General features: G+C 66.7%; 25 protein-coding genes, 1 tRNA gene and 1 pseudogene. 18 read left to right on the top strand and 9 right to left on the bottom strand.

Annotation, left to right across the window (positions count from 1 at the left end; all coding sequences use genetic code 11):
- Positions 1-58 precede the first annotated feature (58 nt).
- From GTH22_RS03940 to GTH22_RS03930, 3 genes are all read right to left on the bottom strand, one after another.
- Positions 59-1,003, bottom strand: a complete 945-nt coding sequence (locus GTH22_RS03940) for a hypothetical protein (RefSeq protein ID WP_252943353.1) — start codon at positions 1,001-1,003, stop codon at positions 59-61.
- Between the two features lie 68 nt (positions 1,004-1,071).
- A complete protein-coding gene (gene tig, locus GTH22_RS03935; RefSeq protein ID WP_252943350.1) occupies positions 1,072-2,397 on the bottom strand; it encodes a trigger factor in 1,326 nt (441 codons plus the stop codon).
- A gap of 25 nt (positions 2,398-2,422) precedes the next feature.
- Positions 2,423-2,507: transfer RNA gene (locus tag GTH22_RS03930), tRNA-Leu, on the bottom strand.
- A 175-nt stretch (positions 2,508-2,682) separates the two neighbouring features.
- Here GTH22_RS03930 and GTH22_RS03925 point away from each other — a divergent pair.
- A complete protein-coding gene (locus GTH22_RS03925) occupies positions 2,683-3,180 on the top strand; it encodes a Hint domain-containing protein (RefSeq protein ID WP_252943348.1) in 498 nt (165 codons plus the stop codon).
- A gap of 119 nt (positions 3,181-3,299) precedes the next feature.
- Here GTH22_RS03925 and GTH22_RS03920 read toward each other — a convergent pair.
- A pseudogene (locus GTH22_RS03920) lies at positions 3,300-4,895 on the bottom strand (NAD(P)H-hydrate dehydratase).
- A 203-nt stretch (positions 4,896-5,098) separates the two neighbouring features.
- Here GTH22_RS03920 and GTH22_RS03915 point away from each other — a divergent pair.
- The 5 genes from GTH22_RS03915 to GTH22_RS03895 all read left to right on the top strand — a co-directional run bounded on the left by GTH22_RS03915 (position 5,099) and on the right by GTH22_RS03895 (position 10,627).
- A complete protein-coding gene (locus GTH22_RS03915; RefSeq protein ID WP_252943345.1) occupies positions 5,099-5,437 on the top strand; it encodes a P-II family nitrogen regulator in 339 nt (112 codons plus the stop codon).
- A 54-nt stretch (positions 5,438-5,491) separates the two neighbouring features.
- Positions 5,492-6,898 (top strand): type I glutamate--ammonia ligase, encoded by a 1,407-nt coding sequence (gene glnA / locus GTH22_RS03910; RefSeq protein WP_252943343.1) that lies wholly within the window; start codon positions 5,492-5,494, stop codon positions 6,896-6,898.
- Positions 6,899-7,230: 332 nt separating this feature from the next.
- Positions 7,231-8,622 (top strand): nucleobase:cation symporter-2 family protein, encoded by a 1,392-nt coding sequence (locus GTH22_RS03905; protein ID WP_252943341.1) that lies wholly within the window; start codon positions 7,231-7,233, stop codon positions 8,620-8,622.
- 66 nt (positions 8,623-8,688) lie between these two features.
- On the top strand, positions 8,689-9,000 hold the full coding sequence (locus GTH22_RS03900; RefSeq protein WP_252943339.1) for a hypothetical protein: 312 nt from the start codon (positions 8,689-8,691) through the stop codon (positions 8,998-9,000).
- Positions 9,001-9,103: 103 nt separating this feature from the next.
- Positions 9,104-10,627 (top strand): hypothetical protein, encoded by a 1,524-nt coding sequence (locus tag GTH22_RS03895; protein ID WP_252943337.1) that lies wholly within the window; start codon positions 9,104-9,106, stop codon positions 10,625-10,627.
- A gap of 290 nt (positions 10,628-10,917) precedes the next feature.
- Here GTH22_RS03895 and GTH22_RS03890 read toward each other — a convergent pair whose 3' ends face one another.
- Positions 10,918-11,679: a DUF3445 domain-containing protein gene (locus GTH22_RS03890; RefSeq protein WP_252943332.1), complete on the bottom strand. Its 762-nt coding sequence runs from the start codon at positions 11,677-11,679 to the stop codon at positions 10,918-10,920.
- A gap of 139 nt (positions 11,680-11,818) precedes the next feature.
- Here GTH22_RS03890 and GTH22_RS03885 point away from each other — a divergent pair, with 139 nt between their 5' ends.
- Both GTH22_RS03885 and GTH22_RS03880 read left to right on the top strand, forming a co-directional pair.
- Positions 11,819-12,613: a lytic transglycosylase domain-containing protein gene (locus GTH22_RS03885; protein ID WP_252943330.1), complete on the top strand. Its 795-nt coding sequence runs from the start codon at positions 11,819-11,821 to the stop codon at positions 12,611-12,613.
- Positions 12,614-12,696: 83 nt separating this feature from the next.
- A complete protein-coding gene (locus GTH22_RS03880; RefSeq protein ID WP_252943328.1) occupies positions 12,697-13,125 on the top strand; it encodes a cupin domain-containing protein in 429 nt (142 codons plus the stop codon).
- A 146-nt stretch (positions 13,126-13,271) separates the two neighbouring features.
- Here the strand turns inward: GTH22_RS03880 and GTH22_RS03875 are convergent, their stop codons facing one another.
- The gene (locus GTH22_RS03875) at positions 13,272-13,637 is read right to left on the bottom strand and encodes a hypothetical protein (RefSeq protein WP_252943326.1); all 366 of its coding nucleotides are present in this window, start codon (positions 13,635-13,637) and stop codon (positions 13,272-13,274) included.
- A gap of 247 nt (positions 13,638-13,884) precedes the next feature.
- Complete coding sequence (locus tag GTH22_RS03870) at positions 13,885-14,985, bottom strand: anhydro-N-acetylmuramic acid kinase (protein WP_252943324.1); 1,101 nt, start codon at positions 14,983-14,985, stop codon at positions 13,885-13,887.
- Between the two features lie 69 nt (positions 14,986-15,054).
- On the opposite strand from GTH22_RS03870, the gene tyrS reads away from it, so the two are divergent.
- The 5 genes from tyrS to GTH22_RS03845 all read left to right on the top strand — a co-directional run bounded on the left by tyrS (position 15,055) and on the right by GTH22_RS03845 (position 20,138).
- Positions 15,055-16,305 carry a tyrosine--tRNA ligase gene (tyrS, locus tag GTH22_RS03865; protein ID WP_252943323.1) on the top strand — a complete coding sequence of 417 codons (1,251 nt, stop codon included), beginning with the start codon at positions 15,055-15,057 and terminating at the stop codon, positions 16,303-16,305.
- Between the two features lie 116 nt (positions 16,306-16,421).
- Positions 16,422-17,363 (top strand): zinc ABC transporter substrate-binding protein, encoded by a 942-nt coding sequence (locus tag GTH22_RS03860; RefSeq protein ID WP_252943321.1) that lies wholly within the window; start codon positions 16,422-16,424, stop codon positions 17,361-17,363.
- Between the two features lie 62 nt (positions 17,364-17,425).
- Positions 17,426-18,334, top strand: coding sequence for a 3-keto-5-aminohexanoate cleavage protein (locus GTH22_RS03855; RefSeq protein ID WP_252943319.1), 909 nt, complete (start codon positions 17,426-17,428; stop codon positions 18,332-18,334).
- 32 nt (positions 18,335-18,366) lie between these two features.
- On the top strand, positions 18,367-18,723 hold the full coding sequence (locus tag GTH22_RS03850; RefSeq protein WP_252943318.1) for a hypothetical protein: 357 nt from the start codon (positions 18,367-18,369) through the stop codon (positions 18,721-18,723).
- Entirely contained in the window at positions 18,720-20,138 is a 1,419-nt protein-coding gene (locus tag GTH22_RS03845) for a 3-hydroxyacyl-CoA dehydrogenase NAD-binding domain-containing protein (RefSeq protein ID WP_252943317.1), read from the top strand. Before GTH22_RS03850 ends, GTH22_RS03845 begins: the two co-directional genes overlap by 4 nt.
- Here the strand turns inward: GTH22_RS03845 and GTH22_RS03840 are convergent.
- Positions 20,135-20,557: a MarR family winged helix-turn-helix transcriptional regulator gene (locus GTH22_RS03840; RefSeq protein ID WP_252943316.1), complete on the bottom strand. Its 423-nt coding sequence runs from the start codon at positions 20,555-20,557 to the stop codon at positions 20,135-20,137. The genes GTH22_RS03845 and GTH22_RS03840 overlap by 4 nt on opposite strands.
- Positions 20,558-20,622: 65 nt before the next feature.
- On the opposite strand from GTH22_RS03840, the gene hmgA reads away from it, so the two are divergent.
- A complete protein-coding gene (gene hmgA, locus GTH22_RS03835; protein ID WP_252943315.1) occupies positions 20,623-21,978 on the top strand; it encodes a homogentisate 1,2-dioxygenase in 1,356 nt (451 codons plus the stop codon).
- A 41-nt stretch (positions 21,979-22,019) separates the two neighbouring features.
- Entirely contained in the window at positions 22,020-23,276 is a 1,257-nt protein-coding gene (fahA, locus tag GTH22_RS03830; RefSeq protein WP_252943314.1) for a fumarylacetoacetase, read from the top strand.
- Here fahA and GTH22_RS03825 read toward each other — a convergent pair.
- A complete protein-coding gene (locus tag GTH22_RS03825; protein WP_252943313.1) occupies positions 23,273-23,833 on the bottom strand; it encodes a DUF2585 domain-containing protein in 561 nt (186 codons plus the stop codon). The two genes, fahA and GTH22_RS03825, sit on opposite strands and share 4 nt — an antisense overlap.
- A gap of 119 nt (positions 23,834-23,952) precedes the next feature.
- Here GTH22_RS03825 and GTH22_RS03820 point away from each other — a divergent pair, with 119 nt between their 5' ends.
- The 3 genes from GTH22_RS03820 to GTH22_RS03810 are packed head-to-tail and all read left to right on the top strand — an operon-like array spanning position 23,953 to position 26,737.
- Positions 23,953-24,903, top strand: coding sequence for an MBL fold metallo-hydrolase (locus tag GTH22_RS03820; RefSeq protein WP_252943312.1), 951 nt, complete (start codon positions 23,953-23,955; stop codon positions 24,901-24,903).
- 22 nt (positions 24,904-24,925) lie between these two features.
- Entirely contained in the window at positions 24,926-26,542 is a 1,617-nt protein-coding gene (locus GTH22_RS03815; protein ID WP_252943311.1) for an FAD-dependent oxidoreductase, read from the top strand.
- Between the two features lie 3 nt (positions 26,543-26,545).
- Positions 26,546-26,737, top strand: a complete 192-nt coding sequence (locus tag GTH22_RS03810) for a DUF2783 domain-containing protein (RefSeq protein WP_252943309.1) — start codon at positions 26,546-26,548, stop codon at positions 26,735-26,737.
- Positions 26,738-26,743: the final 6 nt, after the last annotated feature.

Raw genomic sequence — 26,743 nt, 5'->3', positions numbered from 1 at the left:
CGCGCATTTCGAGCGGGATAGCCCGGTGTAGCGCCCCCGCGCGCCCCGCGCCAGTGCCTCACGCCGCGCCGAACTCTTCCAGCAGCGCCGTCACCTCCCGGTTCGGCGCACGGTAGCTGACCACGGTCACATCCACTCCGGCATTGGCATAAAGCCGGAACGCCCGCCGCATCGCCTCGGTGATCCACCATGTCTCGTTGCTAAAGGCCCTGCCCCCGAGCAGCGTCAGAAACACCGGCACCTCCAGCTTTGCGGCCAGCCCAAGCGTGATCTCATAGGCCTCTTCCAGCACAAGCCGGGCAAAAAGCTGCCACTCCCCCGCGCCGCCATAGGCCACCGGCAGCGCCGAGCAGTACACCTGATGCACCGCGTGCCCGCCGCCCTCCAGCGTCACCTCCGTGTCGCGCTGCAAACCCACCTCCAACAACCCGCGCCACTCATCGAACCGCCCCCGCAGCTTGTCCTGCACCGCCTCCAACCCGCCCGGATGGGGCAGCGCATAGCCATTGCGCATCGCCCAAAGCGCGCCGCCCTCATTGCCAAGCGCCCGCCCCAGCGGCGCAAGGCAATCAATCTGCCGCGCGCACTGGCCCGTAACCCCATCATGCTCCACAAAGTAATTCCGCCAGATCGTCCCGGCGGCACAGGCAATCGCACAGGCCGGTCCCTGCGTCGGGTCGCCCGCATAGCGGGTGATCCCCATGGCCGGCGTCACATCCGGCCCGATCATCTCCAGCAGGTTGAACTGCGAGGCCACCTGAAACAGCGCCCCCGGGTGCGCCAGATGCAACGCCTGCGCATCCCCCACCACCTGGCCAAACCGGCTCGCCCCCCGCTCCGGCACCGGCCCCAGCGCCGCGCTCGTCACCCGCTCGAGCACACCGGGCCGCATCACCCGCCCGTTCACCACCGAGCGCAGCGCGCCGCCCTCCACCACCAGCCCGCGCCGCACCTCCTGAGGCCCGCGCTCCGCAAACCCCGTCAACCGCTCGAAAAAATCCATCCCTCACCCCCCAATGCAAAAGGGCCACCCAAGCGGGCGGCCCTTCGCAATTCGGATAACCGGCAAACTCACTCGTCTTCGAGCTTGTCCACCGCCTCTTTCAGATCGTCCTTCGAAACTTCCTTCTCGGAAACCTCGGCCAGCTCGAAGATGTAATCCACAACCTTGTCTTCGAAGATCGGCGCGCGCATCTGCTGCTGCACCTGGGCGTTGTTCTTCACGAACTCGAAGAACTCGCGCTCCTGGCCCGGATACTGACGCGCCTGGCCCATGATCGCCTGGGTCATCTCGGCGTCGGTGACTTCGATCTTGTTCTTCTGGCCCATCTCGGCCAGCAGCAGGCCAAGGCGCACGCGGCGGGCGGCCAGCTTCTTGTGCTCGTCGGTGGTCTCGATCTCGGGGTGATCGTGGCCCTCGACCTCGGGATTTTCCTCGTGCCAGAGCTGATGCGCGATCTGCCCGGCCTCGGCGTCCAGCAGGCTCGGCGGAAGTTCGAAATCCACCAGCTTGTCCAGCTCGTCGAGCAGGGTGCGCTTCATCACCGCGCGGGAGGCGCCGGCATATTCGGCTTCCAGACGCTCGGAGATCTGGCCCTTCAGGGCTTCCAGGTCATCGGCCCCGAACTGCTTGGCCAGCTCGTCGTCGAGCTTGGCCTTGGCGGGCTTCTTCACCTCTTTGATCTTGCACTCGAAGACCGCGGCCTTCCCGGCCAGATGCGCAGCCTGGTATTCCTCGGGGAAGCTCACTTCCACGTTCTTTTCCTCGTCGGCCTTCACGCCCACGAGCTGCTCTTCGAAGCCGGGGATGAACTGGCCCGAGCCGAGCACAAGCGGAAAGTCCTCCGCCGCGCCGCCCTCGAAGGCCTCGCCGTCGACCTTGCCGAGGAAGTCGATCACGACCTGATCGCCATCCTTGGCCGCGCCCTTCTTGGTCTCGAAGGTCTTGGCCTGCTCGGCCAGCCCTTCCAGCGCCTCGGTCACGGCGGCGTCGTCGGCCTTCACGACCAGCTTCTCGAGCTTCACGCCCTTGAGATCCACTTCGGGGATCTCGGGCAGCGCCTCGTAGGACATGGAAACGACGACATCGTCGCCCTCTTTCCACTCGTCGTTGGTCATCTTCACTTCGGGCTGAAGCGCCGGACGGTCGCCGCTGTCTTCGAAGTGCTGGGCCATCGCACCGTCGATGGCTTCCTGCATGGCTTCGCCCAGAAGGCGCGGGCCGAACTGCTTCTTCAGAAGCGCCATCGGCACCTTGCCCTTGCGGAAGCCCTTCATCTCGACTTCGGGCCGGGCCTCTTCCAGCTTGCCATTCACCTTTTCATCCAGCTCGGAGGCCGGAATGGTGATCTCGTAGCCGCGCTTAAGGCCTTCTTTGAGGGTCTCGCTGACCTGCATCGTCTCGTTCGTCCTTTTCACTTCATGGTGCGGGTGGAGGGACTTGAACCCCCACGCCTCGCGGCGCCAGAACCTAAATCTGGTGCGTCTACCAATTCCGCCACACCCGCATACGCGAACGGGGGCCGCGGAGGCGCCCCGAAATTTCGCGCCCTTCTAACAGTGGGGCGCGGGGTTTGTAAGCCCAAAAGTAAGCACCGGCCCGGGTCGGAATTTTCTGGCCTTAAACCCTTTGTTTACGCTAGCGTGAAAGAAAAACGAGGCAGTTTCAAAAAGAGCGTCCCCATGTCTGACATGACGATGGGAGATCTGCGTCGGGCAGCGCAGGTGTTCACTCCCGATCTCGGGCCGGCGGGCATATCCGCTTCGGCCCGCATTCTCACCGCCGAGGGCGAGCGTCGCCTTGGCGAGCTGGAGCCCGGCGCGCGCATCGTGTCGCGCACCTCCGGCATGGTCCGGCTGGCGGGCCTCACCCGCTTCCGCTGCGAGGCCGTGCCCATCGCCCTCGCCCCCCACGCGCTCGGCAACGGGCGCCCTTCCGACCTCGTGCACGTGAGCCCGGCGCAAAAGCTGCTGCTGCGCGACTGGCGCGCCAAGCTGCTCTTCGGCAGCCCGGTCGCCCTGGCCCCCGCGGTCTCGCTGGTCGACAATGGCTACATCACCCGCACGCCCCGCCTGAAGGGCATGGAGATGGTGACGCTGGCCTTCGACGCCCCCGAAATCCTCTATATCGGTATGCTCGAATGCGCCTTTGAGCCCGATGAAGCCGCACAGGCCGCCTAGAACCGCCGTCATCCAAGCACCGTAATCCTCGGGCCGTCATCCAAGCACCGTCATCCTCGGGCTCGACCCGAGGACCTCCCGCCACGAGATCCCCGGGTCAAGCCCGAGGATTCCATCCCCTATCCAGCCTCCAGCCGCGCCAGCACCCGCGGCAGCACCTCCGGCAAATCCTCCGCAATCAGCCCCGGCCCGAAGTCCCGCGCGCATTCCACATGCAGCCAGGCGGCCGCTTCCGCCATCTGGTGCAACTCCGCCGAGAGCGGCGAGGCCGCCAGCCCGGCGATCAGCCCCGCCAGCACATCGCCCGCCCCCGCCGTCGCCAGCCACGGCACCTCGCGCCCCTAGGCCGCCGCATGAACACTCGCCGCGCCATCAGGCGAGGCAATCACCGTGTCGCCCCCCTTCAGCAAAACGACGCATCCCGCTCGCGCCGCCGCGGCCCGGGCGCGCTCCACCTTGGAGCCGGACCCGGGGCCAAGATCGGGAAACAGCCGCTCAAACTCCCCCTCGTGGGGCGTCAGGATGCAGCGCTCATGCAGCAGGCCGAACAGCGCCGCAGGATCGCCCTCGAAGCTCGTCAGCGCATCCGCATCCAGCACCACCACCGGCGCCCGCCAGTCGCGGTCGCTCTCGCCCCGCGCACAGGCCGCCGCCACGATCTCCCGCGTCCGCGTCCCCACGCCCAGCCCCGGCCCGATGACGAAACCGCTCACCCGCGCATCCACCACCTCATCGAACCCCGAAACCTCGCCCAGCCCGCGCAGCATCACCGCATCCAGCCGGGCCGCGTTCTCGATCAGCGCCGCCTTGGGCGCGATCACCGTCACCAGCCCGGCCCCCACCCGCAGCGCCGCCCGCGCCGCCAGCCGCGCCGCGCCGCCCCGGCCCACGCCCCCGGCAAAGACCGCCACGCTGCCATGCTCGTACTTATGCGCCCCGCCCCGATACCGGCCCGTCAGCTTCAGCGGCCAGATCCGCGCCGGCTCGGGCCGCCCCAGAAACTCCGGCACCACCAAACGCACCCGCTCGCGATCGGGCGGCAGCATGATCATCGCGCGCTCGCGGTCCCGCAGCCCGATGTCCACCACCTTCACCGCCCCGCAGAGCGACGGCCCGTGACCCAGGTAATGCCCCAACTTGGCGGCATGAAACGTCACCGTCAGCTGCGCCATGATGAGATGGCGCGGCATCTCCTCGCCCTCCGCCAGCGGGATCATCCCGTCATCAAGGTTCAGCCCGCTCGGGCCATCCACCGCCACCCGCCGGATCAGATGCCGCTGTTTCCAGCCGTCCGCCCGCTTCACATCCAGCGCCTCGGCCACCGGCTCGGGCAGTGGCCGCGTCAGCCCGGTGCCAAAGACCGCATCCACAATCAGATCAGGCCGCGCACAGCCCGACACTGCCGCCGCGCCCATCTCGGCACTCTCGCCGCCCCAAAGCGCCCGCATCCGCGCCGCATCGCCCGGCAAGGCGCCCGGATCGCCCCAGTGCAGCACGTCCACCGCCCAGCCCAGGCCCTCCAGCACCCGCGCGATCACGTAGCCATCGCCGCCGTTGTTGCCCGGCCCGCAAAGCACCAGCGCCCGATGCGCCGCGCTGCCCAGCTCCGGCCATGCCTCGAACACCGCCGCAACCACCCCGCGCCCGGCCCGCTCCATCAGCGCAAGCCCGGTCGCCTCGCCGGCTTCCATCGCCGCCGCCTCGATGCCGCGCATTTGTGCAGAAGTCAGAAGCTCCATGCGCCCCTCCGCCCGAAATCTTCGCAAACCGCCCATCCAAATAGCGACTTGCATATTTTTTCATCACACCCGAGAATTCCCCCGAGACGCAAACCTGCCCGTGCTGCGGCCCCGTTGCCGCCACTTGCGTAAAGTGTTCTCACCCCTAGCGGAATGGACATCAAGGGAGTCGGCCTGCCATGAAGAAGATCGAGGCGATCATCAAACCCTTCAAGCTGGATGACGTGAAGGAGGCCCTTCAGGAAATCGGCGTACAAGGGCTCTCGGTCATCGAGGTAAAGGGCTTCGGTCGCCAGAAGGGCCACACCGAGCTTTATCGCGGTGCCGAATATGTCGTCGATTTCCTGCCAAAGGTAAAAATCGAGGTGGTGTTGGCTGACGATCAGCTCGACGCCGCGGTCGAGGCGATCATGACGGCCGCCAAGACCGACAAGATCGGGGACGGCAAGATCTTTGTCTCCACGGTCGAACAGGCCATCCGTATCCGCACCGGCGAAGATGGTGAAGAAGCGCTCTGAGCGCGCTTCCCCCCTCGCCCGAGAAACTTTCAGCAAGGAGAAAGAGAAGTCATCATGAGCAACAAGGACGTTCTCAAGACAATCAAGGATGAAGACGTCGAGTATGTCGACATCCGCTTCACCGACCCGCGCGGCAAGCTGCAGCACGTCACGGTCATGTCCGATCAGGTCGACGAGGACTTCCTCGACGAGGGCTTCATGTTCGACGGCTCCTCCATTGCCGGCTGGAAGTCGATCGACAAGTCCGACATGAAGCTGATGCCCGATGGCTCCTCGGCCTACATGGACCCGTTCTATGCCGAGAAAACCCTCTGCATCCACTGCTCCGTGGTCGAGCCCGACACTGGCGAAGCCTACAACCGCGACCCCCGCGGCACCGCCCAGCAGGCCGAGGCCTACCTCAAGTCCTCCGGCATCGGCGACACCGCCTACATGGGCCCCGAGGCCGAGTTCTTCCTGTTCGACGACGTGCGCTTTTCCGTCGAGATGAACAAGGTGAGCTACCAGGTCGATGCGGGCGACGCCGCCTGGAACTCCGACGCCGAGTTCGACATGGGCAACATGGGCCACCGTCCCGGCATCAAGGGCGGCTACTTCCCCGTGAACCCGATCGACGACGCGCAGGACCTGCGCTCCGAGATGCTTTCGACCATGAAGCGCATGGGCATGAAGGTCGACAAGCACCACCACGAGGTGGCCTCGTGCCAGCACGAGCTTGGCCTGATCTTCGACAGCCTCACCAAGCAGGCCGACGAGCTCCAGAAGTACAAGTACGTCATCCACAACGTGGCCAACGCCTACGGCAAATCGGCCACCTTCATGCCCAAGCCCATCGCGGGCGACAACGGCACCGGGATGCACGTGAACATGTCGATCTGGAAGGACGGCAAGCCGCTCTTCGCGGGCGACAAATACGCCGATCTCTCCGATGAGGCCCTGTTCTACATCGGCGGCATCCTGAAGCACGCCAAGGCGCTGAACGCCTTCACCAACCCCTCGACCAACAGCTACAAGCGCCTGATCCCCGGCTTCGAAGCCCCGGTTCTGCGCGCCTACTCGGCCTCCAACCGCTCGGGCTGCATTCGTATCCCATGGGCCGAGTCGCCGAAAGCCAAGCGCGTCGAAGCCCGCTTCCCCGATCCCTCGTCCAACCCCTACCTCTGCTTCTCGGCCCTGCTGATGGCCGGCCTCGACGGGATCAAGAACAAGATCCACCCGGGCGAAGCCATGGACAAGGATCTCTACGACCTGCCGCCCGAAGAGCTCGCCGGCATCCCCACCGTCTGCTCCTCCCTGCGCGAGGCGCTCTCCGAGCTGGAAGCCGACATGGACTTCCTCACCGCCGGCGACGTCTTCACCAAGGACCAGATCGAGGGCTACATGGACCTCAAGTGGGAAGAGATCTACGCCTACGAGCACACCCCGCACCCGATCGAGTACAAGATGTACTACAGCTGCTGATCGCGGCAGGGACAGTGAGACACCAAAGGGGCGCTCTTCGGAGCGCCCCTTTTTGCTGATCGCTCCGTAGGGTGGGTGAAACCCACCAATCCGCCCCCGCCGCCCCCGCATAGGCCGGGGGAGCCCCAGCCCCCCAATTCTCCAACTTCGGCCTCAAAAACGGGCAAACCCGCCCCGCCACGGCGCGATTCCCCCCGAAAACCCGCCAAAACGCCCCGCCCCCGGCCAATCCCTTTGGCCCAATGCCCCCGCCGGTCGCACCCTGATCCTGACGGGCGCGCCATGGGGAGGGCCGCAGCCCGCCGGGGACCGGCCACAAGGGGGCACCGCCAATGTCAGAGCAAACCGCACTCATCTACGGGCTGGAAGACACGCCAGCCCCCGCACCCGCCGCCCTCGCGGCCTTCCAGCATATCCTCGCCTCCATCGTTGGCATCGTCACGCCCACGCTGGTCATCGGCGGGGTGCTCGGGCTCGGGCCCCTGATCCCCTACCTCATCGCCATGTCGCTCTTCATCTCCGGCATCTGCACCTTCATCCAATGCCGCACCATCGGCCCCGTCGGCTCCGGCCTGCTCTCGGTGCAGGGCACCTCCTTTGCCTTCCTCGGCCCGGTGCTGGCAGCGGGCTTCGCGGTGAAAAACGAGGGCGGCACGCCAGAGAACATGCTGGCGATGATCTTCGGCCTCTGCCTCGCGGGCTGCCTCGTCGAAATCGTGCTCTCCCAATTCATCGACAAGCTCGGCCGCATCATCACCCCCACCGTTACCGGCATCATCATCACCGTGATCGGCCTGTCGCTGGTGAAGGTCGGCTTCACCGACTTCGCAGGCGGCGCGCGCGCGGGCGAAAACCTCGGCGCCCCGGTCAACCTCGCCATGGGCGCAGTCGTTGTCATCGCCATCCTCACCATGACCTTCATCGGCAAGCCGATGCTGCGGATCTCGGCCATCATGATCGGCATCGTCGCGGGCACCGTGGTCGCCGCCGCGCTCGGACAAGTCGATTTCTCCACCGCCGGTCAGGGCGACTGGGTCGCCATCCCCCAGCCCTTCAAATACGGGATCGACTTCGACCTCGGCCTCTTCATCCCCATCGCCTTCGTCTTCCTGGTCACGGCAATCGAAACCTCGGGCGACCTCACCGCCAATTCGGTCATCGCCGGGCAGCCGGTGAAGGGCCCGCTCTACATGAAGCGGATCAAGGGCGGAATCCTTGCCGATGGCATCAACTCGGGACTGGCCGCAATCTTCAACACCTTCCCCAACACCACGTTTTCGCAGAACAACGGCGTCATCCAGATGACTGGCGTCGCCTCCCGCCACGTCGGCCTCTACATCGCCGGCATCCTCGTGGTGCTGGGCTTCTTCCCGGTCATCGGCCAGATCTTCCTGCTGGTGCCCAAGCCGGTGCTCGGCGGCGCGACCCTCGTGCTCTTCGGCACCATCGCCGTCGCCGGCATCCGCATCCTCGCCACACAGGAGATCGACCGCCGCAAGGTCTATATCATGGCCGTCAGCTTCGGCCTCGGCCTCGGCGTCACCCTCGTGCCCGACGCCACCCAGCACCTGCCGCCCTTCATCAAGCAGGTCATCGCCACGCCGATCACCCTCGCAGGCCTCTCCGCCATCATCCTGTCGCTGGTCATCCCCGACACCAGCCAAGACGCCGCCGTACCTCCCGTGCAGGACGCCCTTCAGGACAGCATCGAACAGGGCATCTGAACCGGCACTGGCCTCCCCGCCCCCGCCATGGCACCCTCGCGGCACCCAACCCCGCGAGGCCCGCCCATGCTCCACCTTCTCCTCGTCGGCTCCCGCCCCGACGTGATCGCCCAAACCTGCGCCGCCCTCGCGCCCCGCGCCCGGTGCCACCCGGCCACCACACAGGCCGAGGCCGAGGCCGCCATCGCCGCCCACCCGATCGACGCCGTCATCATGGGCGCAGGCAGCCCGATGGCCGAACGCCTCGCCATTGCCGAGGCCGCGCTCACCGCCCACAAAGGCTGCGCCGTGCACCTCAAAGACAAAGCCTCCGGCCCCGCCCGATTTACCGCATGGGTCGAGGGGCTCATCGCCTTCCACGAGGCCGCGCGCGCGTAATGCTGCCCGTCCCGGCCGCGTCCCTGCCCCCGGCGCGCCCAACTAAGGCCAGATTGCCCTGCCATCACCCGCCCCAAGCAGTGAACAAAAAGAGGCAAAACACATGCCCCTTCCGAGCCGGATCGACGCCGCCCTCCTCTACCCCGCCCCGCCGGAGGTGGATTTCGAGGCCGTGGCGCAAAGCGTCAACGCCATCATGGCCCCCTCAGGCATCGCGCTGAAAACCACCACGCTGAAGCCCGGACAGGGCGCCAAGCTGCAAGCCGAGGGCCTCACCCTCACCCTCGCCATGGCCGGCAAGAAGCTCACCCAGAGCCGTCTCACCGCCGCCATGGCCTCCGACTACACCCGCCTCACCGGACTGGACGCGCCCGCCGAGGTCGCCGCCCACGGCGCCTTCATCGCCGTGGTGGCCGAGGCCAAGGGCTTCGAGGCCGGCAGCCAGGACAGCTTCGAAACCCTGCTCGCCCTCGTCCAGATCGCCGCCAGCCACCTCGCCATGGAGGCCGAGCCTCTGGCGATCCACTGGGGCCAGTCCGACCAGCTGTTCTCGCCCGAGCGCTTTCTCGCCATGGCCGACGTGCTGTTTCCGCTGCCGCTCTTCTGCCACCCCCGGCCCTTCTCCTCGGGCCGCGTGGCCGAGGGCACGCAGGTCATCGGCTTCCGCCTCGATCACGCCGAAGAGGTGCTCGGCCGCCCGCTGATCTTCCGCGAGGCCCCGGCCCGCCTGCCCTACCTGCTCGACCGCGCCTATGCCTTCATCGACCACTGCCGCGAAACCGGCCGCATCCTCGGGGACGGCGCGCAGTTCGGCGCCTCCCCCGGCGAGGTCATCGCGGTCGCGATGAAGCCCCCCTCGCCCGAGCACCCCCAGGGCCACATCGAGCTGACCCTGCGCGAGCGCGACGGCGTGTTCCAGCTTCAGCCCGATGGAGCGCACAACCCCGAGGGCCTGGCAGACGCCCGCCCGGAAACCGCCCCCGCCGGCCCCCTGCCCACCGGCGGCAAGACCGGCAACGCGGTCGATGATTTCTTCTCCACCCCCGACAGCACCTCCCTCGCCCGCGTCAGCACGAGTGCCAGCACCGGCACCCCCGCGCTCAACGGCCTGGGTGGTGGCGGCGGCGCGGCCCTCGCCGCCCCCGGCGGCATCGACGCCCTGCGCGAGGCCTCCCGCGAGCGGCTCGACCGCGAAAAGCGCCGCTCGGACGGAAACGTAAAGAACATGCAGCTCGTCGGCTTCCTCTTCGGCGCCGGCATCCCCGGCTGGCAGAGCGCCGCCACCTCGCCGGGCCTTCAGAAGTTCATGCCCTGGCTCGCCGTGGCCGCCACCGCCATGGTTCACCCGATCGCCGCCCTCGTCATGGCGGCCATCCACCTCGCCAAGCCGCTGCCCTACTACGCCTACGGCATGCTCGCGACCGTGGTGATCTTCGGCGCCGTCCTCACCGGCGCCGACTCCAGCCTCGGCTACCTCGACCTGATGCCCCTGCTGATGGGCGACGAGATGTCGATCTTCACCAGCCAGAGCGCCTACGAGCCGACCAACTTCGTCGCCCGCGACAACGCCCTCACCCCCGACACCCAGCCCACCGGCATCGGCACCCTCCTCGGCGGCATCTTCTGACCCCCGGGGCGGACCCCGTCCCGACCCCCGGCCGCTCACCGCGACAGTACCAACACGACCCCCGCCACCATCAGCATCCCACCCGGCACCATCTGCCGTCCCGTAGGGCGGGACTTGTCCCGCCACCCCCGCTTACGTCCCGCGTCCAACGCCCCCACCGGAACAGCGCCGTCACACCCCTCACCACCATCCGAACCCGAACCGGCAACATCTACCACCCCGTAGGGCGGGACTTGTCCCGCCACCCCGGCCGCCCACCCCCTCCAGACGCCCCCCCAAGCCGCGCGCCCCTAACCGCCCACCATATCCCTCTGCTCCGGCGTCAGAGCCCCCGCCGCCACCACCGTCGTATGGATCGAAAACAACGTCGCCCCGCTTTCCGGCATCCGCAGCAACCCCTGCCGCTCGCTCCGAAAATACCGCGCCTCCGCTTCCCATTCCTTCTCCGCCACCTCGCTGCGCGGCAAGAACAGCGTCGGGTCCGAGTGAAAATGCCCGTTCGCCCGCCACAGCCCCACGCCGGGGCGCAGCGCCCCCATCATCCGCTCCACCCGCGCGTTCAGATCCGCGCCATATCCCGGCACCGGGGCGTGAATGCGCAGCATCGCCCGCCCCATCTTCTCCGCCAGCACCCAGCGCGACGGAAAGCACAGCACCGCCCCCACCAGCACCTGCGCCCCCTCGCGCGGCTCCAGCAGGCAGATGTCCTCCGCCACCAGCCGCCCCAGCGTGCCCAGCGGATCGGCCCGGTCGATCTCCACCCGGCGGTCATCGGGGCAGAGCACCGCGCCGCCCTCCGGCCGCCACGCCGCCCGCTCCGCAAGATGCGCCAGCACCATCTCCAGCGCCTCGCCCGCCAGCGCCTCGCGCCCCGGCTCCAGCGCCACCACCTCGGCCCGCCGCTCGCGCAACAGCCGCTCGCGCTCCGCCATCTGCGCCCCATAGGCGTCATCCACCACCAGCCAGCGCGCCAGATCCATCGGCGCCACCCCCGGCAGCCGCCCGAAACCGGGCGGAAGCTCCCCCAGCGCCTTCTGCAGAATCGTCCTCATCCCCGCAGGGTGGGTGAAACCCGCCACCCCCACAAGCCGCCACAACCCGGCAACAATCCGCCATGTCCGCATTGTGACTTGGCCATTCCCCGCCGCCCCTTTACCCTGTCGGAAAGTTCATTTTACCGAGATGTTACCCATGCTCAAATCCCTCCTCACATCCGCCCTCCTCGCCCTCACGCCCGCCGCGGCCATGGCCATCGGCTGCGGCAACAGCGCCAGCGGCTTCGATGCCTGGAAGGCCGATTTCGCACAGCTCGCCAAGCAGAACGGCGTCGGCCAGCGTGGCCTCCAGGCCCTGGCCCAAACCAGCTACGCGCAGCGCACCATCGCCGCCGACCGCAACCAGAAGAGCTTCAAGTACTCGCTGCAGAAGTTCATGCAGATCCGCGGCTCCAACACCATCATCGCCCAGGGCAAAAAGCGCCGCGCCCGCAATGCCAATTACTACAACGGGCTCGAGCAGCGCTTCGGCGTGCCCGCCGGCGTCATCATCGCGATCCACGGGATGGAAACCGGCTTCGGCAACTTCATGGGCGACAGCAACGTGCTCAACGCCACCGTCACGCTGGCCTACGACTGCCGCCGCCCGGCCTTCTTCCTGCCCCACGCCATCGCCGCGCTCCAGATGATCGACCGCGGGATCATGTCGCCCAATGCCATCGGCGCCAAGCACGGCGAATTGGGCCACACCCAGTTCCTGCCCGGCAACGCCCTGAAATACGGCGTCGACGGCAACGGCGACGGGCGGCTCGACCTCAACAACCCCTCCGACGCGCTGGCCTCCACCGCCAACTACCTGCGCGCCAAGGGATGGCAGCCGGGGCAGCCCTACGGCGAGGGCACCCGCAACTACCGCGTGCTGAAAGAGTGGAACGCCGCCACCGTCTACCAGCAAAGCCTCGCCATCATGGGCACCGCGATCGACGGCTGACCTGCGTAGGGCGGGACTTGTCCCGCCTTCCGCTCCCCCGGCGCGGCCTTTTCCTCGCGTCCGCCCGGGGCTAGCCTGCCCGCATGAACGCCGACACCCTCATCGCCCAGCTCGCCCTCTCGCCCCACCCCGAGGGCGGCCACTACCGCCAAACCTGGGTCGAGCAGCCCGCCTCGGGCCGTCCCGCAGGCACCTGCATCTACTTCCTGCTCAAATCCGGCGAGCGCTCGCACTGGCACCGGGTCGACGCCACCGAAATCTGGCACTTCTACGCCGGCAGCCCCCTCACCCTGCGCCTGTCGCCCTCCGAGCACGGCCCCGCCACCACCCACACCCTCGGCCCCGATCTCGCCGCAGGCCAGAGCCCCCAGATCATCGTCCCCAAGGACCACTGGCAGGCCGCGCAGGCGGCACCCGAGGGCTGGGCGCTGGTCGGCTGCACCGTCTCCCCCGGCTTTTCCTTCGAGGGCTTCACCCTCGCCCCGCCCGGCTTCGACATCCCCGGCAGCTAGGCCGCCGGGTCACGCCCGGCCCCTCATCCGCACAAAAAAACCCGGGCCCACCTCCAGCAGGTGAACCCCGGCTATGCCGCCTTCTCGCGGAGCTGCCCTCACAGCCGCCGCAGACCACTCGGGCGACATGACTGCACGCCAACGCCTCAGCGGCAGCGCTTTGCCGTGTAAACCGACTTCGCCGCATCCCGCCGCAACGCCGCATCCTTCACCACGTTGCCGCCAATCTCGGCGGCCACGCCGGCAGCCTTGCCCCGCCCGATGAGCGCGCCCACCACCTGAAGCCCGGTGCCCTTCTCGCGCTTGCCCGCCAGCTTGGCGGCCTTCGAGTATTCCCGCGCGAGCGCCTTGCAGCTCTGCCGGGCGTATTCGCCAACCAGCCGCTGGTACTTCGCCGCATCCTCGCCGCGATAGCCGTGGCTCTTTGCGCTCGCCACAGGGGCCGCGCCCGCCTCGCCGGCCAGCGTGCCGCAGGCGGCCAGCACCGCCAGAATGGTTCCAAGAACTCGCATCATCCGTCTCCTTTCGTCCAGGTCCGTTACCTTGGAAAGAGAGCTATCCGAGCGCCCCGCCCGGGGTCACGTGACGAATGCCGTCATCAATTCGGGGCCGGTCTTGCAAGGGCGTCGGCGTGCGGTCGGTTAACGACCGCTCGTCTTGCAAAAATGCCGTATGCACAGGGTGTGTACAGGATGTGCACGCGATGTGCCTGTGACATCATTGCGGTTAACGCCCCGCCGCAGCGCGGCGCAACGGCATTCATGCAAAGCCCCCCGAAGGCTCCGAAATCACCCCGCCGCCCACTGCCGCCCGCACCCCTGTTGTGCCCGGCCAGGAGGTCGGCAGACCCTTGGCCACGCGCACCGCAAGGTAGGCAAAGGCTTGAGCTTCCAGCATATCTCCGTCCAGCCCCACTGCCTCCACCGGCTCCACAGGGCAGCCCAGGCCTTCCGCGATCATTGCCATCATCACCGGGTTCTTCCGCCCGCCCCCGGTAACGAGAACCCGCGCGGGAGGGGCCGGAAAATGCTGCTGCGCCAAGGCCACCGAAGCCGCCACCGCCGCCGTCAGGGTGGCCGCCGCATCGGCATCGGAAAGCCCCGCAACCTCTTGGGAAAGCGCGGCAAAATCGTCCCGGTCCAGAGACTTCGGCGGCAGCTTGAAGAAGTAGCGATGCTCGGCAAACCGCGCCAATACCGCCTCATCCACCGCCCCCTCCGCCGCCAGTGCCCCGCCCTCGTCATAGGGCAGGCCGCGCCGTGCACCCATGAGGTCGTTCAACGGCGCATTCGCCGGCCCGGTGTCAAAGGCCAGCATCGCCTCCGGCCCTTTGCCAGGGTCGATCCAGGTCACATTGCCGACCCCCCCAAGGTTGAGGAAAACCAAGGGCTTGTCGGCCCTGATGAACCGCGCCAGCGCGTGGTGATAGGCCGGGGCCAGCGGCGCACCCTGCCCGCCCATCTCCACATCGTTGCTGCGAAAATCCCAAACCACGGGCCGGCTCAGGGCCTCCGCCAGCACCCGCCCGTCCCCAGCCTGATGCGTCCCGCGCCCGCCCGGCTCATGGGCCAGCGTCTGGCCATGAAAGCCAACGATATCAACATCCTCGATGAATTCTTCCAGCAGCACCACATGGGCGGTCTCCGCCACCTCTGCCGCCTCCGCCACGCCCGGCTCCCCCGGCCAGCGCCCCAGCGCCGCCTTCAGGCTGCGCGCTTCCGGCCCCGAGTATTCCCGGTAACCGCTTGGCCCGAAGCCAAAAATCTCCACCCCGTCGGTCTCGATCACCGCCGCGTCCACCCCGTCAAGCGAGGTGCCGCTCATCGCCCCCAGCGCCCGCACATGGCCCTTTTTCAACATGGCCTTCCCCTCTTGCCTGCCTGCCAGTATGAGGGGGGCTCACAACCCTTCGCAACATGGAAAAGAGCGATGACCTACCACCCCAAATCGGACTTCATGGCCGTGATGATAGAGCGAGGCTTCCTGGCGGATTGCACCGACTATCAAGGCCTTGACGAAGCACTGGTTGCAGGCGTGGTCCCGGGTTATATCGGCTTCGACGCCACGGCAAAATCGCTGCACGTCGGCTCGCTCATCCAGATCATGATGCTCCGTTGGCTCCAGAAGACCGGCCACCAGCCGATCACCCTCATGGGCGGCGGCACCACCAAGGTGGGCGACCCGTCTTTCCGAGCCGATGAGCGCCCCCTGCTGACGCCCGAGCAGATCGACGACAACATCGCCGGCATCAAGCAGGTGTTTGCGAAATACCTCGATTACGAGGCCGAAACTCCGGCCCTCATGCTCAACAACGCCGAATGGCTTGATGGCCTCAACTACCTGGAATTCCTGCGCGATATCGGCCGCCACTTCTCGGTCAACCGGATGCTCTCCTTCGAGAGCGTCAAGTCCCGGCTCGACCGCGAGCAAAGCCTGAGCTTCCTCGAATTCAACTACATGATCCTGCAGGCCTACGATTTCCTCGAGCTCAACCGCCGCTACGGCTGCCTCGTGCAGTTCGGCGGAAGCGACCAGTGGGGCAACATCGTCAACGGCATCGACCTCACCCGCCGCGTCATCGACCAGCAGATCTTCGGCCTCACCTCGCCCCTGCTGACCACCTCGGACGGCAAGAAAATGGGCAAATCGGCCAATGGCGCGATCTGGCTCAACGCCGACATGTGCGCGCCCTACGAGTTCTGGCAGTTCTGGCGCAACACCACCGACGCCGACGTGGGCCGCTTCCTAAAGCTCTACACGGAGCTGCCCGTTGACGAATGCGAAAGGCTCGGTGCGCTAGAAGGCTCCGAGATCAACGACGCCAAGATCCGGCTCGCCAACGAGGTCACGACCCTCTGCCACGGCGCCGATGCTGCAAGTGCAGCAGAAGCCACCGCGCGCGAGGTTTTCGAGAAGGGCGGCGTCGGCGACGACCTGCCAACCCTCACCGTCACCGCCGCCGAAGTGGCCGATGGCATCTCGGTGGTGCAGCTCATCACCCGCTCGGGCCTCGCCAAAACCGGCAAGGAAGCCAAGCGCCTGATCGCCGACAATGGCGCAAGGATCGACGACGCGCCGCTCACAGATGCGGGCCTGATGCTCGACGCCGCCGCGCTTGCCTCGCCGGTCAAGCTTTCCGCCGGCAAGAAGCGTCACGCGCTCGTGGTGCTGGAAGGCTGACAAAACAAGATGTTACGGCGCGATCCTCACCCGGTCACGCCGTTAACCCATCTGCAAGCACTTGCAATGTTATAACATCACATTTACACCACCTCCGACTCACATCGGAGACTGCCATGCGCCTTGCCCCATCCCTCCTCGCCCTCCTCGCCGCCACCCCCGCCCTCGCGGAACCCAAGGTGCTGGCAGACCTCCCGCCGGTCCATTCCCTCGTCGCCCAGGTGATGGAGGGCATCGGCGCCCCCACCCTCCTCCTCGACCGCGCCACCTCCGGCCACGACCTCTCGCTCCGCCCCTCCCAGGCCAGTGCGGCGCAAGACGCCGACCTGATCTTCTGGATCGGCCCGGCAATGTCGCCCGGCCTCGCAAAACCCTTCGAAACCCTTGGTGAAAACGCCCGCATCATCGCCCTCATGGAGCAGCCCGAAACCCTCGTCATCGACAGCGCCGAGGCCGAGGCCCACCACCATGACGGCGAGGAAGGGCACGCCGATCATGACGACCATGAAGCCCATGAAGACCGCGCCGAGGACCACCACGACCACGGCCCCGAAGACCCCCACGTCTGGCTCGACCCGGCCAACGCCCAGGCCTGGCTGCCCCTGATCGCCGCCGCCCTCTCCGAGAAAGACCCCGCAAACGCAGAGGCTTACAGCGCCAACGCCACCCGTGCCGCCGAAAGCCTCGCCACCCAGTCCGCCGAGATCACCGCCACCCTCGCCCCGTTCGAGGGTCGCGAATATCTCGCCACCCACCGCGCCTTCGCCTACTTCGAAAGCCGCTTCCACCTCACCCCCGCCCATGCCCTCACCGGCATCGACGCCACCGCCGCCGGCCCCCGCGCCATGGAAGAGGTCCGCCACGCCGCCGAAGAGGGCGTCACCTGCCTCATTACCGAGCCCGAAACCTCCGCCGCCACCGTTGCCACCCTCACCGAAGGCACCGGCCTCACCGCCCATCCACTCGACCCGCTCGGGCGCGACATCGCCCCGGGGCCCGACCACTACGGCAAACTTCTCCAAGCAATCGCAGAGACTTACGCGACCTGCCTGAAGTAAGCCAAAGCACGATTGCGCGGCAGCGGCATCCCCCCTAACCTCCCTCAAAAAGGGAGGAACCGATGCCGTTGAACATGTCCCGCGAGGTCTTCGTCACCTGCGCCCTCACCGGCGCAGGCGGCACCCAGGACCGGTCCCCGCACATCCCCCGCTCCCCGAAGCAGATCGCTGAAGCCGCCCGCGACGCCGCCCTCGCCGGAGCCGCCTGCGTCCACGTCCACGTGCGCGACCCCGAAACCGGCGTGCCCTCCCACGACCTCGCCCTCTTCCGCGAAACCGTCGAGCGCATCCGCGACCTCGAGCCCGACCTCGTGATCAACCTCACCTGCGGTTTCGGCGGCGATGTCTTCTTCGGCCCGCCCTCGCAACCCCTTCCGATCTCACAAAAATCCACCGTCCTCTCCGCCGAGGAGCGCGTCGCCCACGTGGCCGACTGCCTGCCAGAGATCTGCACCCTCGACTGCGGCACCATGAACTTTGCCGAAAACGACTACGTCATGACCAACACGCCCGGCATGCTGCGCGAAATGGCCCGCGCCATGACCGCCCTCGGCGTGAAGCCCGAGATCGAGGCCTTCGACACCGGCCACCTCTGGCTCGCCCGCCAGCTCGTCGATGAGGGCGCAATGCTCGCCCCCGCCCTCGTGCAGCTCTGCATGGGCGTGCCGTGGGGTGCCCCGAACGATCTGACCACCTTCAACGCCATGGTCGCCGGCATCCCCGAAGGCTGGACCTTTTCCGCCTTCTCGCTTGGCCGCGATCAGATGCCCTATGTCGCCGCCGCCGTGCTGGCCGGCGGCCACGTGCGCGTCGGTCTGGAAGACAACCTGATGATTTCGCGCGGAGAACTCGCCACCAACGCCCAGCTCGTCGAGCGCGCCGTCACCATTGTCGAAAGCCTCGGGGCCCGGGTGATGACGGCTGGCGAAATGCGCGATAGCCTCGGCCTGGTGAAGAGATCACCCATTTAAACCGAATTTAAACTCTTTCGGAGATATTGCTCATGACCCGCAAGTTTCCCGCGTTTGTCGCCCTCGCCTGCCTCGCCACGCCCGCCGCCGCCGAAATTCCACCATGGGCCGGTTATTGGGCCGCCGATCCGGCCTGGTGCTCGGGCACGACCGGCGAGCAGGAACAGGCGCCGATCTACCTCGCGGACACCGAGTTCATGGGCTACGAAAACGGCTGCGACATTATCTCAGCCGCACCGCTTGCCGCCGGAGACTCCTGGGATGTGAACATGTCCTGCATGGGCGAAGGCGAGGCCTACGAGATCGACGCGATCTTCATGGTCGAAAACGACACCACGCTGTTCTGGTGGGATGACGGGTTCATGACCCATTTCACCAAGTGTCCGTGAGCGACGCGCCCAAGGCGGCCATCCTCGGCACTGGCGTCATCGGCGCAGGCTGGGCCGCCCGCTTTCTGCTCGCCGGGTGGCATGTCGCCGTGCACGACCCCGCTCCCGGCGCCGAGGCCCGGCTGAGCGCCACGCTGCAGGCCGCCCGCCGCTGCCTGCCCATGCTCTCCGAGGTCGCCCTGCCGCCCGAGGGCAAGCTCGAGATGACCTCGCTCGAAGCCGCCGTCGACGGCGCGTCATGGGTGCAGGAAAGCGCCCCCGAACGCCTTGATCTCAAACATGAAATCTGGGGCCGCGTGCTCGCGAAGGCGCCCGCCGCGGCCATCCTCGCCTCCTCCACCTCCGGCTTCACCCCCACCGCGCTCAACGGCGGGCAGGGCCGCATTCTCGTCGCCCATCCCTTCAACCCGGTCTACCTGCTCCCGCTGGTCGAGCTGGTCGGACAAGATACCGCTGCCGCGGCCCGGACCCTGCGGAGCATCGGCATGTATCCCCTTGAGATCGCAGCCGAAATCGACGGCCACATCGCCGATCGCCTGCTCGAATCCCTCTGGCGCGAGGCGCTCTGGCTGGTCAAGGACGGCATCGCCACCACCGAGCAGATCGACGAGGCGATCCGCATGGGCTTCGGCCTGCGATGGGCGCAAATGGGCCTGTTTGAAACCTACCGCCTCGGCGGCGGCGATGGCGGCTTTGCCCAGTTCCTCGCCCAGTTCGGCCCGGCGCTCAAGTGGCCCTGGAGCCACCTCACCGAGGTGCCCGACCTCGACGCCGAACTGGTCGCAAAGATCGCCAACCAGTCCGACGCCCAATCCGGCCACCTCAGCACCGCCGAGCTGACCACCCAGCGCGACAACAACCTCGTCGCCCTCCTTCGTGCCCTCAAGCAACAGGGCACCGCGGCAGGCAAGCACCTGAACACGCACGATAAATCCCTAGCGCCGCCGCCTCCGCCCCCCGGCCCCGAGCCGCTCGTCACCCTGCGCCGCACCATCCCGATCGACTGGACAGACTACAACGGCCACATGAACGAAAGCCGCTACGGCCAGCTCTGGTCGGACGCGGGCGACACCATCCTCGTCGCCATCGGCATGGGCCCCGACAGCCCCGGCGCGCAGGGCGCCAGCTGGTTCACCGTCGACAATCACATCCGCTATCTGGCCGAGGTTCACGCCGGGCAGGCCTGCGAGGTGCGCACCACGGTTCTGCTGGCCGAGGGCAAGAAGCTGCGGATGCACCACGAGATGTGGGTTGGCGAAACCCTCTCCGCCACCTGCACCCAGCTCTTGCTGCACATCGACATGGCCACAAGGCGCTCCGCCCCGCCGGCCCCGCAAGTGGCGGAAAAGCTGGACGAATACGCGAAAGCACACGCGCATCTGGCCGAGGGCCGAGCACGGCCTGAAGGTCCCTAAAGCCCCGCTATCTGGCGCAGCACCCGCCGCACCACCGCCGCATCCTCCGCCGAAACCCCCTTCAGCAACCCCGCGTCATGGGTCTCGGCCAAGCCGGTCAGCACCCCAAAGGCCTCCCGCCCCTGCGCCGTGAGCGAAAGCACCTCCCGCCGCCGATCCTCCTCCACGCCTTCCCGCGTCAAAAACCGCCGCGCCTCCAAAGCGGCCACCGCCCGGCTTACCTTGGTTTTGTGAATCATCGCCCGCTCGACGATGTCGCGCGCCGACATGTCGCCATAGCGCCCGAGATGAAACAGCACCCGCCATTCGGTGCGCAGCATCCCGTAGCGGGCCTTGTATTCCCGTTGAAAATCAAGGCTCGCAGCCTCGGCGGCCTGGTTCAGCAGGTAGGGTAGAAAATTTGTCAGATCAAAGCTCATACCCCTGTGATGCCCCTTGTTAGTTACATTTTCAACTATTATCACCACGCCAAGGAGGACGCGCCATGAACGATCAATCCAAGCCCGCAGGCCTCACCCAGGCCCCGAGCCACATCGGCACCACGCCCGGCTACATGCCCGGCTTCGCCAATGATTTTGAAACCGAGGCCCTGCCCGGCGCGCTGCCGCAGGGCATGAACAGCCCGCAAAAGTGCAACTACGGCCTCTACGGCGAGCAGCTCTCCGGCACCGCCTTCACCGCCAACCCGCCTGAGCGGACGTGGACCTACCGCATTCGCCCCTCGGTCAAGCACTCCCACCGCTACGAGCGGATCGACCTGCCCTACTGGGTCTCCGCCCCCAACGTGGTCGATAACGTCACCTCCCTCGGCCAATACCGCTGGGATCCCGTGCCGCACTCAGAAGAACCGCTCACATGGCTTACCGGCATGCGCACCATGACCACGGCGGGCGACGTGAACACGCAGGTGGGCATGGCGAGCCACATCTATCTCGTCACTGCCTCCATGGAAGACGCCTATTTCTATAGCGCCGACAGCGAGCTGCTGGTCGTCCCCCAGGAGGGCAAGCTGCGCTTCGCCACCGAGCTGGGCGTGATCGACCTGGCCCCTCAGGAGATCGCCATCCTCCCCCGTGGCCTCGTCTACCGGGTCGAAGTGCTCGAAGGCCCGGCCCGCGGTTTCGTCTGCGAGAACTACGGCCAGAAGTTCGAGCTGCCCGCCCGCGGCCCGATCGGCGCCAACTGCCTCGCCAACCCGCGCGACTTCAAGGCCCCCGTGGCCGCCTTCGAAGACCGCGAAGTGCCCTCCACCCTCACCATCAAATGGTGCGGCCAGTTCCATGAGACGCAGATCAACCAAAGCCCGCTCGACGTGGTGGCCTGGCACGGCAACTACGCGCCCTACAAGTATGATCTCAAAACATATTGCCCCGTCGGCGCAGTGCTTTTCGACCACCCGGACCCGTCGATCTTCACCGTCCTGACGGCCCCCTCGGGCGTGCCCGGCACCGCCAACATCGACTTCGTCCTGTTCCGCGAGCGCTGGATGGTGGCCGAAAACACCTTCCGCCCGCCATGGTATCACAAGAACATCATGTCCGAGCTGATGGGCAACATCTACGGCCAGTATGATGCCAAGCCGCAGGGCTTCGTCCCCGGCGGCATGAGCCTGCACAACATGATGCTCCCCCACGGCCCCGACCGAGACGCCTTCGAGGGCGCCTCCAACGCCGACCTCAAGGCCCACAAGCTCGACAACACCATGAGCTTCATGTTCGAAACCCGCTTCCCCCAGCACCTCACGGCCTTTGCCGCCAATGAGGCCCCGCTGCAGGACAACTACATCGACTGCTGGGTGAGCCTGGAGAAGAAGTTCGACGGAACCCCCGGAACCAAATGAGCTAGCGTGGTTGCCACCCCACCTTGCCACAAGGAAATACAATGCCCCTGATGAAATCCTGGGTCACTTCGGCCAACGCCGAAAACCACCCCTTCCCCCTCAACAACCTGCCCTACGGCGTGTTCTCCACCGGCGATGAAGAGCCGCGCTGCGGCGTTGCCATCGGTGACATGATCCTCGACATGGCCGCCGCCGAAGAGGCCGGGCTGGTGACGCTCTCCGACGTGCCGGTCTTCGATCTGCCGTTCTGGAACGAGGTCATGGAGCTTGGCCCCAAGGCCTGGGGCGAGCTGCGCGCCGCGCTCACCGAACTGCTCGCGGAGGGCGCTGCCAAGGCCAGCGTGGTCCAGCCCCTGCTGGTTCCCATGTCCGAGGCCGAGCTTCACATGCCCTTCCTCGTCTCCGAATACACCGACTTCTATGCCGGAAAGCAGCACGCCACCAATGTCGGCACCATGTTTCGCGGCGCCGAAAACGCCCTACCGCCCAACTGGCTGCACATCCCCATCGGCTACAACGGCCGCGCCTCCACCGTGGTCGTCTCGGGCACCGACATTCACCGCCCCAACGGCCAGCTGAAAGCGCCGGATGCCGATGCACCCTCCTTCGGCCCGTGCAAACGGCTCGATATCGAGCTGGAAATGGGCGCCGTTGTCGGCACCTCCACCGAGATGGGCCAGCCCGTAACGGTCGCCGAGGCCGAGAAGATGATCTTCGGCTACGTCCTGCTCAACGACTGGTCCGCCCGCGATATCCAGGCCTGGGAATACCAACCCCTCGGCCCGTTTCAGGCCAAGGCCTTCGCCACCTCGATCAGCCCATGGATCGTGACCACCGCCGCGCTGGAGCCCTTCCGCACCTCCACGCCCCAGCGCGAGAAGCCACTGCTGCCCTACCTCGAAGAGCCGCGCCCGGGCCTCTTCGATATCAAGCTCTCGGCGGCCATCCAGCCTGAAGGCGCGGCATCGGCCACCACCTTCTCCAACACCAACTACAGCGAAATGTATTACTCCGCCGCCCAGCAGCTCGCACACCACAGCACCTCGGGCTGCGCCATGACGGCGGGTGACCTGCTCGGCTCCGGCACCATCTCGGGTGCCGACAAGTCCAGCTACGGCTCGCTGCTCGAAGTTTCCTGGGGCGGCAAGGAGCCGCTGACGCTCGACACCGGCGAGACCCGCACCTTCATCGAAGACGGCGACACGCTCACGCTGGAAGGCCACGCCGAGGGCGACGGCTATCGGATCGGTTTCGGCACCTGCACCGGCAAGATCCTCGGGGCGGTCAAGTGGCCCTAACCCGCCCCCTGCCAGGCTTTCACCGCCTCCAGCGGGTAGAGCAGCATGAGCACGTTCAGCGCCAGCCCGTCGCGGATCATCCATGTGGTGAAGGCCTCGAAGGCCAGCGCCAGCACCACGCTCGCCCAGACCGGCAACTTGCGCGCCAGCGCAAAGCCCACCCACATGGCGGCAATGTCGCTGACCGAGTTCAGCACGGAGTCGCCATAGTAATCGAGCGAGATCGTCACGCTGCGGTAATGCTCGATCACCCTGTCGGTGTTCTCCAGCAGCTCCCAGCCCGCCTCGATCGCGGTGGCAATCGCAAAGCGCCAGCCCAGCGGCAGCTTCCACGCCACCAGCCAGAGCAAGCCGTAAAACAGCAGCCCATGGATGATATGGCTCGGCGTGTACCAGTCGGTGATGTGCTGCGAGTTCTCGCTCGACACCACCGTGCCATGCCAGAGCTTCACATACCCGCACTTGCAGATCGGCTCGCGCCCCCACCACAGCAGCACCGCCGCCATCGCAACAGTGACGGCCAGCGCCACCCAATACCCGTAATGCACCCGTTTCATGGCCCGAGCAAAGCACATCCCGCCGCGCCGGTCCATCGCCCAACCACCTCATTTTCTTGCTGAAAATACTCCCGCCGGAGGCCTCGTATCTCTGGCGCAACGACCAAAGGAAACACACCATGGCCAAAGCCTTCGCCTCCGCCGGAGACATGAGCGAAAAGACAATCAGCTTCACCGAAGTCGGCGAGGGCCTCTATGCCTTCACCGCCGAGGGTGACCCGAACTCGGGCGTCATCATCGGCGACGAGAGCGTGATGATCGTCGAGGCCCAGGCCACCCCGCGCCTTGCGAACAAGGTGATCGACTGCGTGCGGAGCGTCACCGACAAGCCGATTTCCCATGTGGTGCTGACCCATTACCACGCCGTGCGCGTCCTCGGCGCTTCCGCCTTCGGGGCCGAGCAGATCATCATGTCCGACACCGCCCGCGCCATGGTGGCCGAACGCGGGCAGGAGGATTGGGACAGCGAGTTTGATCGTTTCCCCCGCCTCTTCGAGGGCCATGAGAGCATCCCCGGCCTGACCTGGCCCACCACCACTTTCACCGGCAAGATGAGCGTATTCCTCGGCAAGCGCCGGGTCGACCTGATGCAGCTCGGCCGGGCCCATACGGCAGGCGATATCGTCATCCACGTGCCCGACCAGAACGTCATGTTCACCGGCGACATCGTCGAATATCATTCCGCCTGCTACTGCGGCGACGGGCACTTCGGCGACTGGGGCAAGACCCTCGACGCCATCAAGGCCTACGATCTCGACGCCATCGCGCCGGGCCGGGGCGATGCGCTGATCGGCTCCGAGATGGTCAACGCCGCCATCGAGAACACCCGCGATTTCGTCGCCTCCACCTACGCCCCCGCCGCCAAGGTTGCCGCCCGTGGTGGCACGCTTAAGGAAGCCTGGGACGCCATACGCGCCGCCTGCGACCCCAAGTTCGCCGATTACGCGATCTACGAGCACTGCCTGCCCTTCAACGTCGCCCGCGCCTTCGACGAGGCCCAGGGCATCGACACGCCCCGCATCTGGACCGCCGAGCGCGACAAGGAGATGTGGGCGGCGCTGCAAGGCTGAGCCGCGCCGCAGGGAGGACACCATGATCCAGGATCGCTACCAACTCGCCCACCGGCTCTACCCCTATGCCCGAAGCGCCGATCAGGACGCGCCCGCCCCGGTGCGCCATCCGGTTGTCGTGATCGGCGGCGGTCCCATCGGCGTGGCCACGGCGCTTGATCTCGGGCTTCAGGGCCTGCCGGTGGTGCTGATCGACGATCACGAGGGCGTGGGACAGGGCTCTCGCGCCATCTGCTTTTCGAAGCGGACCCTCGAGATCGCTGATCGTTACGGGCTGGGCGAGACGGCGCTCGCAAAGGGTGTGGTCTGGAACCTCGGCAAGGTCTTCCATGAAGATCGCAAGGTCTTCGAGTTCAACCTGCTTCCCGAGGAGGGCCACAAGTTTCCGGCCTTCATCAACCTCCAGCAGCCCTATTTCGAGAAGTTCCTCGTGGAGCGGGTCCGCGAGGCCAATGCCGCCGGCGCTCGGATCGACCTGCGGGGCCGCAACCGGCTAGAGGGGATCACCCCGCAGGCCGGCCATGTCACCCTCGACATCGCCACGCCCGAAGGCCCCTACCAGATCGAGGCCGATTATGTCGTCGCCTGCGATGGTGCCGGCTCGCCAACCCGTAAGTTGATGGGGCTCGACTTCGAAGGCCGGGTTTTTCAGGACAGCTTCCTCATCGCCGACATCACCATGTCTGCCCCCTTCCCCACCGAGCGCTGGTTCTCCTTCGAGCCCGCCCATGGCGCCGGGGCCTCCACCCTGCTGCACAAGCAACCCGATGGTGAATGGCGCGTGGATTTCCAGATCGGCTGGGATGTGGACCGCAAGGAGGAACTGAAGGAGCAGAATGTGCGCCGCCGTCTCGACGCGATGCTCGGCCCGGAGGTTGAATATCAGATTGTCTGGACCTCGATCTACACCTTCCAATGCCGACGGATGAAGGCGTTCCGCCATGGCCGCGTGCTCTTTGCCGGGGACTCCGCCCATCAGGTCAGCCCCTTCGGCGCGCGCGGGGCGAATTCGGGGATGCAGGATGTCGACAACCTCGGCTGGAAGCTTGGCATGGTGCTGCGTGGCGAAGCGCCCGATGCCCTGCTCGACAGCTATTGCAGCGAACGCCGCCACGGGGCCGATGAGAATATCCTGAACTCCACCCGCTCGACCGACTTCATCACGCCGAAGTCGCCGGTCAGCCACATGTTCCGCAACGCCGTGCTCGACCTCGCGGAGCATCACCCTTTCGCCCGCCCCTTGGTCAACTCGGGCCGCCTGTCGCTGCCCTGCGTCTACGATGACGGCCCGCTGAACGGTGCCGACGCTTTGCCCGGCGGCCCCGAGCGCTCCCGTCCCGGGGCGCCCTGCCCCGATGCACCGCTGGGCGATGGCTATCTGCTGGAGCTTCTCGCGTCCGGGGGATTCACGCTACTCTGTATCAACTGCGAAGGGCCCGAATTGCCAGGAGACTTGCCCGATGCCATCGCGGTGCAGGCTGTCACCGCTCAAATTGGCCCCCTCGCCGAGCGATACCTCGGGAATGCCTCTCAGGCCATCTACCTCATCCGCCCGGACCAGCACGTTGCCGCCCGCTGGCACACCGCCAGCGCGGACGAGCTCCGCGCCGCCCTGCACCACGCCCTTGCGATGGAGTGATTCATGCTCAACACCGACCCGAACATTGCCGATCCCGACGGCTTCTATGCCGAGCTGATCGCCACCCATGAAGGCTGCAGTGAAGACCAGAGCGCCGCGCTCAACGCGCGGCTTGTGTTGCTGCTGGCCAATCACATCGGAGATCGGGAGGTGCTGCGCGAGGCGCTTTCGGCGGCTCGCGCAGCGATGCGCTAAGAGGCC

This window comes from Oceanicola sp. 502str15 (genome assembly GCF_024105635.1).
In the GTDB taxonomy this organism is placed as follows: Bacteria; Pseudomonadota; Alphaproteobacteria; order Rhodobacterales; family Rhodobacteraceae; genus Vannielia.
The sequence above is the reverse complement of the archived record's forward strand: the minus strand, read 5'-3'. Positions and strand labels throughout refer to the sequence as shown.

Coding starts and splice junctions, on each gene's coding strand:
- glnA (WP_252943343.1), top strand. CDS start 5,492: ATGAGCAACAAGGACGTTCTCAAGACAATCAAGGATGAAGACGTCGAG.
- GTH22_RS03875 (WP_252943326.1), bottom strand. CDS start 13,637: ATGCGAGTTCTTGGAACCATTCTGGCGGTGCTGGCCGCCTGCGGCACG.
- GTH22_RS03880 (WP_252943328.1), top strand. CDS start 12,697: ATGAACGCCGACACCCTCATCGCCCAGCTCGCCCTCTCGCCCCACCCC.
- hmgA (WP_252943315.1), top strand. CDS start 20,623: ATGAACGATCAATCCAAGCCCGCAGGCCTCACCCAGGCCCCGAGCCAC.
- tig (WP_252943350.1), bottom strand. CDS start 2,397: ATGCAGGTCAGCGAGACCCTCAAAGAAGGCCTTAAGCGCGGCTACGAG.
- GTH22_RS03925 (WP_252943348.1), top strand. CDS start 2,683: ATGTCTGACATGACGATGGGAGATCTGCGTCGGGCAGCGCAGGTGTTC.
- GTH22_RS03815 (WP_252943311.1), top strand. CDS start 24,926: ATGATCCAGGATCGCTACCAACTCGCCCACCGGCTCTACCCCTATGCC.
- GTH22_RS03820 (WP_252943312.1), top strand. CDS start 23,953: ATGGCCAAAGCCTTCGCCTCCGCCGGAGACATGAGCGAAAAGACAATC.
- GTH22_RS03890 (WP_252943332.1), bottom strand. CDS start 11,679: ATGAGGACGATTCTGCAGAAGGCGCTGGGGGAGCTTCCGCCCGGTTTC.
- GTH22_RS03870 (WP_252943324.1), bottom strand. CDS start 14,985: ATGTTGAAAAAGGGCCATGTGCGGGCGCTGGGGGCGATGAGCGGCACC.
- tyrS (WP_252943323.1), top strand. CDS start 15,055: ATGACCTACCACCCCAAATCGGACTTCATGGCCGTGATGATAGAGCGA.
- GTH22_RS03855 (WP_252943319.1), top strand. CDS start 17,426: ATGCCGTTGAACATGTCCCGCGAGGTCTTCGTCACCTGCGCCCTCACC.
- GTH22_RS03900 (WP_252943339.1), top strand. CDS start 8,689: ATGCTCCACCTTCTCCTCGTCGGCTCCCGCCCCGACGTGATCGCCCAA.
- GTH22_RS03860 (WP_252943321.1), top strand. CDS start 16,422: ATGCGCCTTGCCCCATCCCTCCTCGCCCTCCTCGCCGCCACCCCCGCC.
- GTH22_RS03840 (WP_252943316.1), bottom strand. CDS start 20,557: ATGAGCTTTGATCTGACAAATTTTCTACCCTACCTGCTGAACCAGGCC.
- GTH22_RS03895 (WP_252943337.1), top strand. CDS start 9,104: ATGCCCCTTCCGAGCCGGATCGACGCCGCCCTCCTCTACCCCGCCCCG.
- GTH22_RS03905 (WP_252943341.1), top strand. CDS start 7,231: ATGTCAGAGCAAACCGCACTCATCTACGGGCTGGAAGACACGCCAGCC.
- GTH22_RS03810 (WP_252943309.1), top strand. CDS start 26,546: ATGCTCAACACCGACCCGAACATTGCCGATCCCGACGGCTTCTATGCC.
- GTH22_RS03885 (WP_252943330.1), top strand. CDS start 11,819: ATGCTCAAATCCCTCCTCACATCCGCCCTCCTCGCCCTCACGCCCGCC.
- fahA (WP_252943314.1), top strand. CDS start 22,020: ATGCCCCTGATGAAATCCTGGGTCACTTCGGCCAACGCCGAAAACCAC.
- GTH22_RS03940 (WP_252943353.1), bottom strand. CDS start 1,003: ATGGATTTTTTCGAGCGGTTGACGGGGTTTGCGGAGCGCGGGCCTCAG.
- GTH22_RS03850 (WP_252943318.1), top strand. CDS start 18,367: ATGACCCGCAAGTTTCCCGCGTTTGTCGCCCTCGCCTGCCTCGCCACG.
- GTH22_RS03915 (WP_252943345.1), top strand. CDS start 5,099: ATGAAGAAGATCGAGGCGATCATCAAACCCTTCAAGCTGGATGACGTG.
- GTH22_RS03825 (WP_252943313.1), bottom strand. CDS start 23,833: ATGAAACGGGTGCATTACGGGTATTGGGTGGCGCTGGCCGTCACTGTT.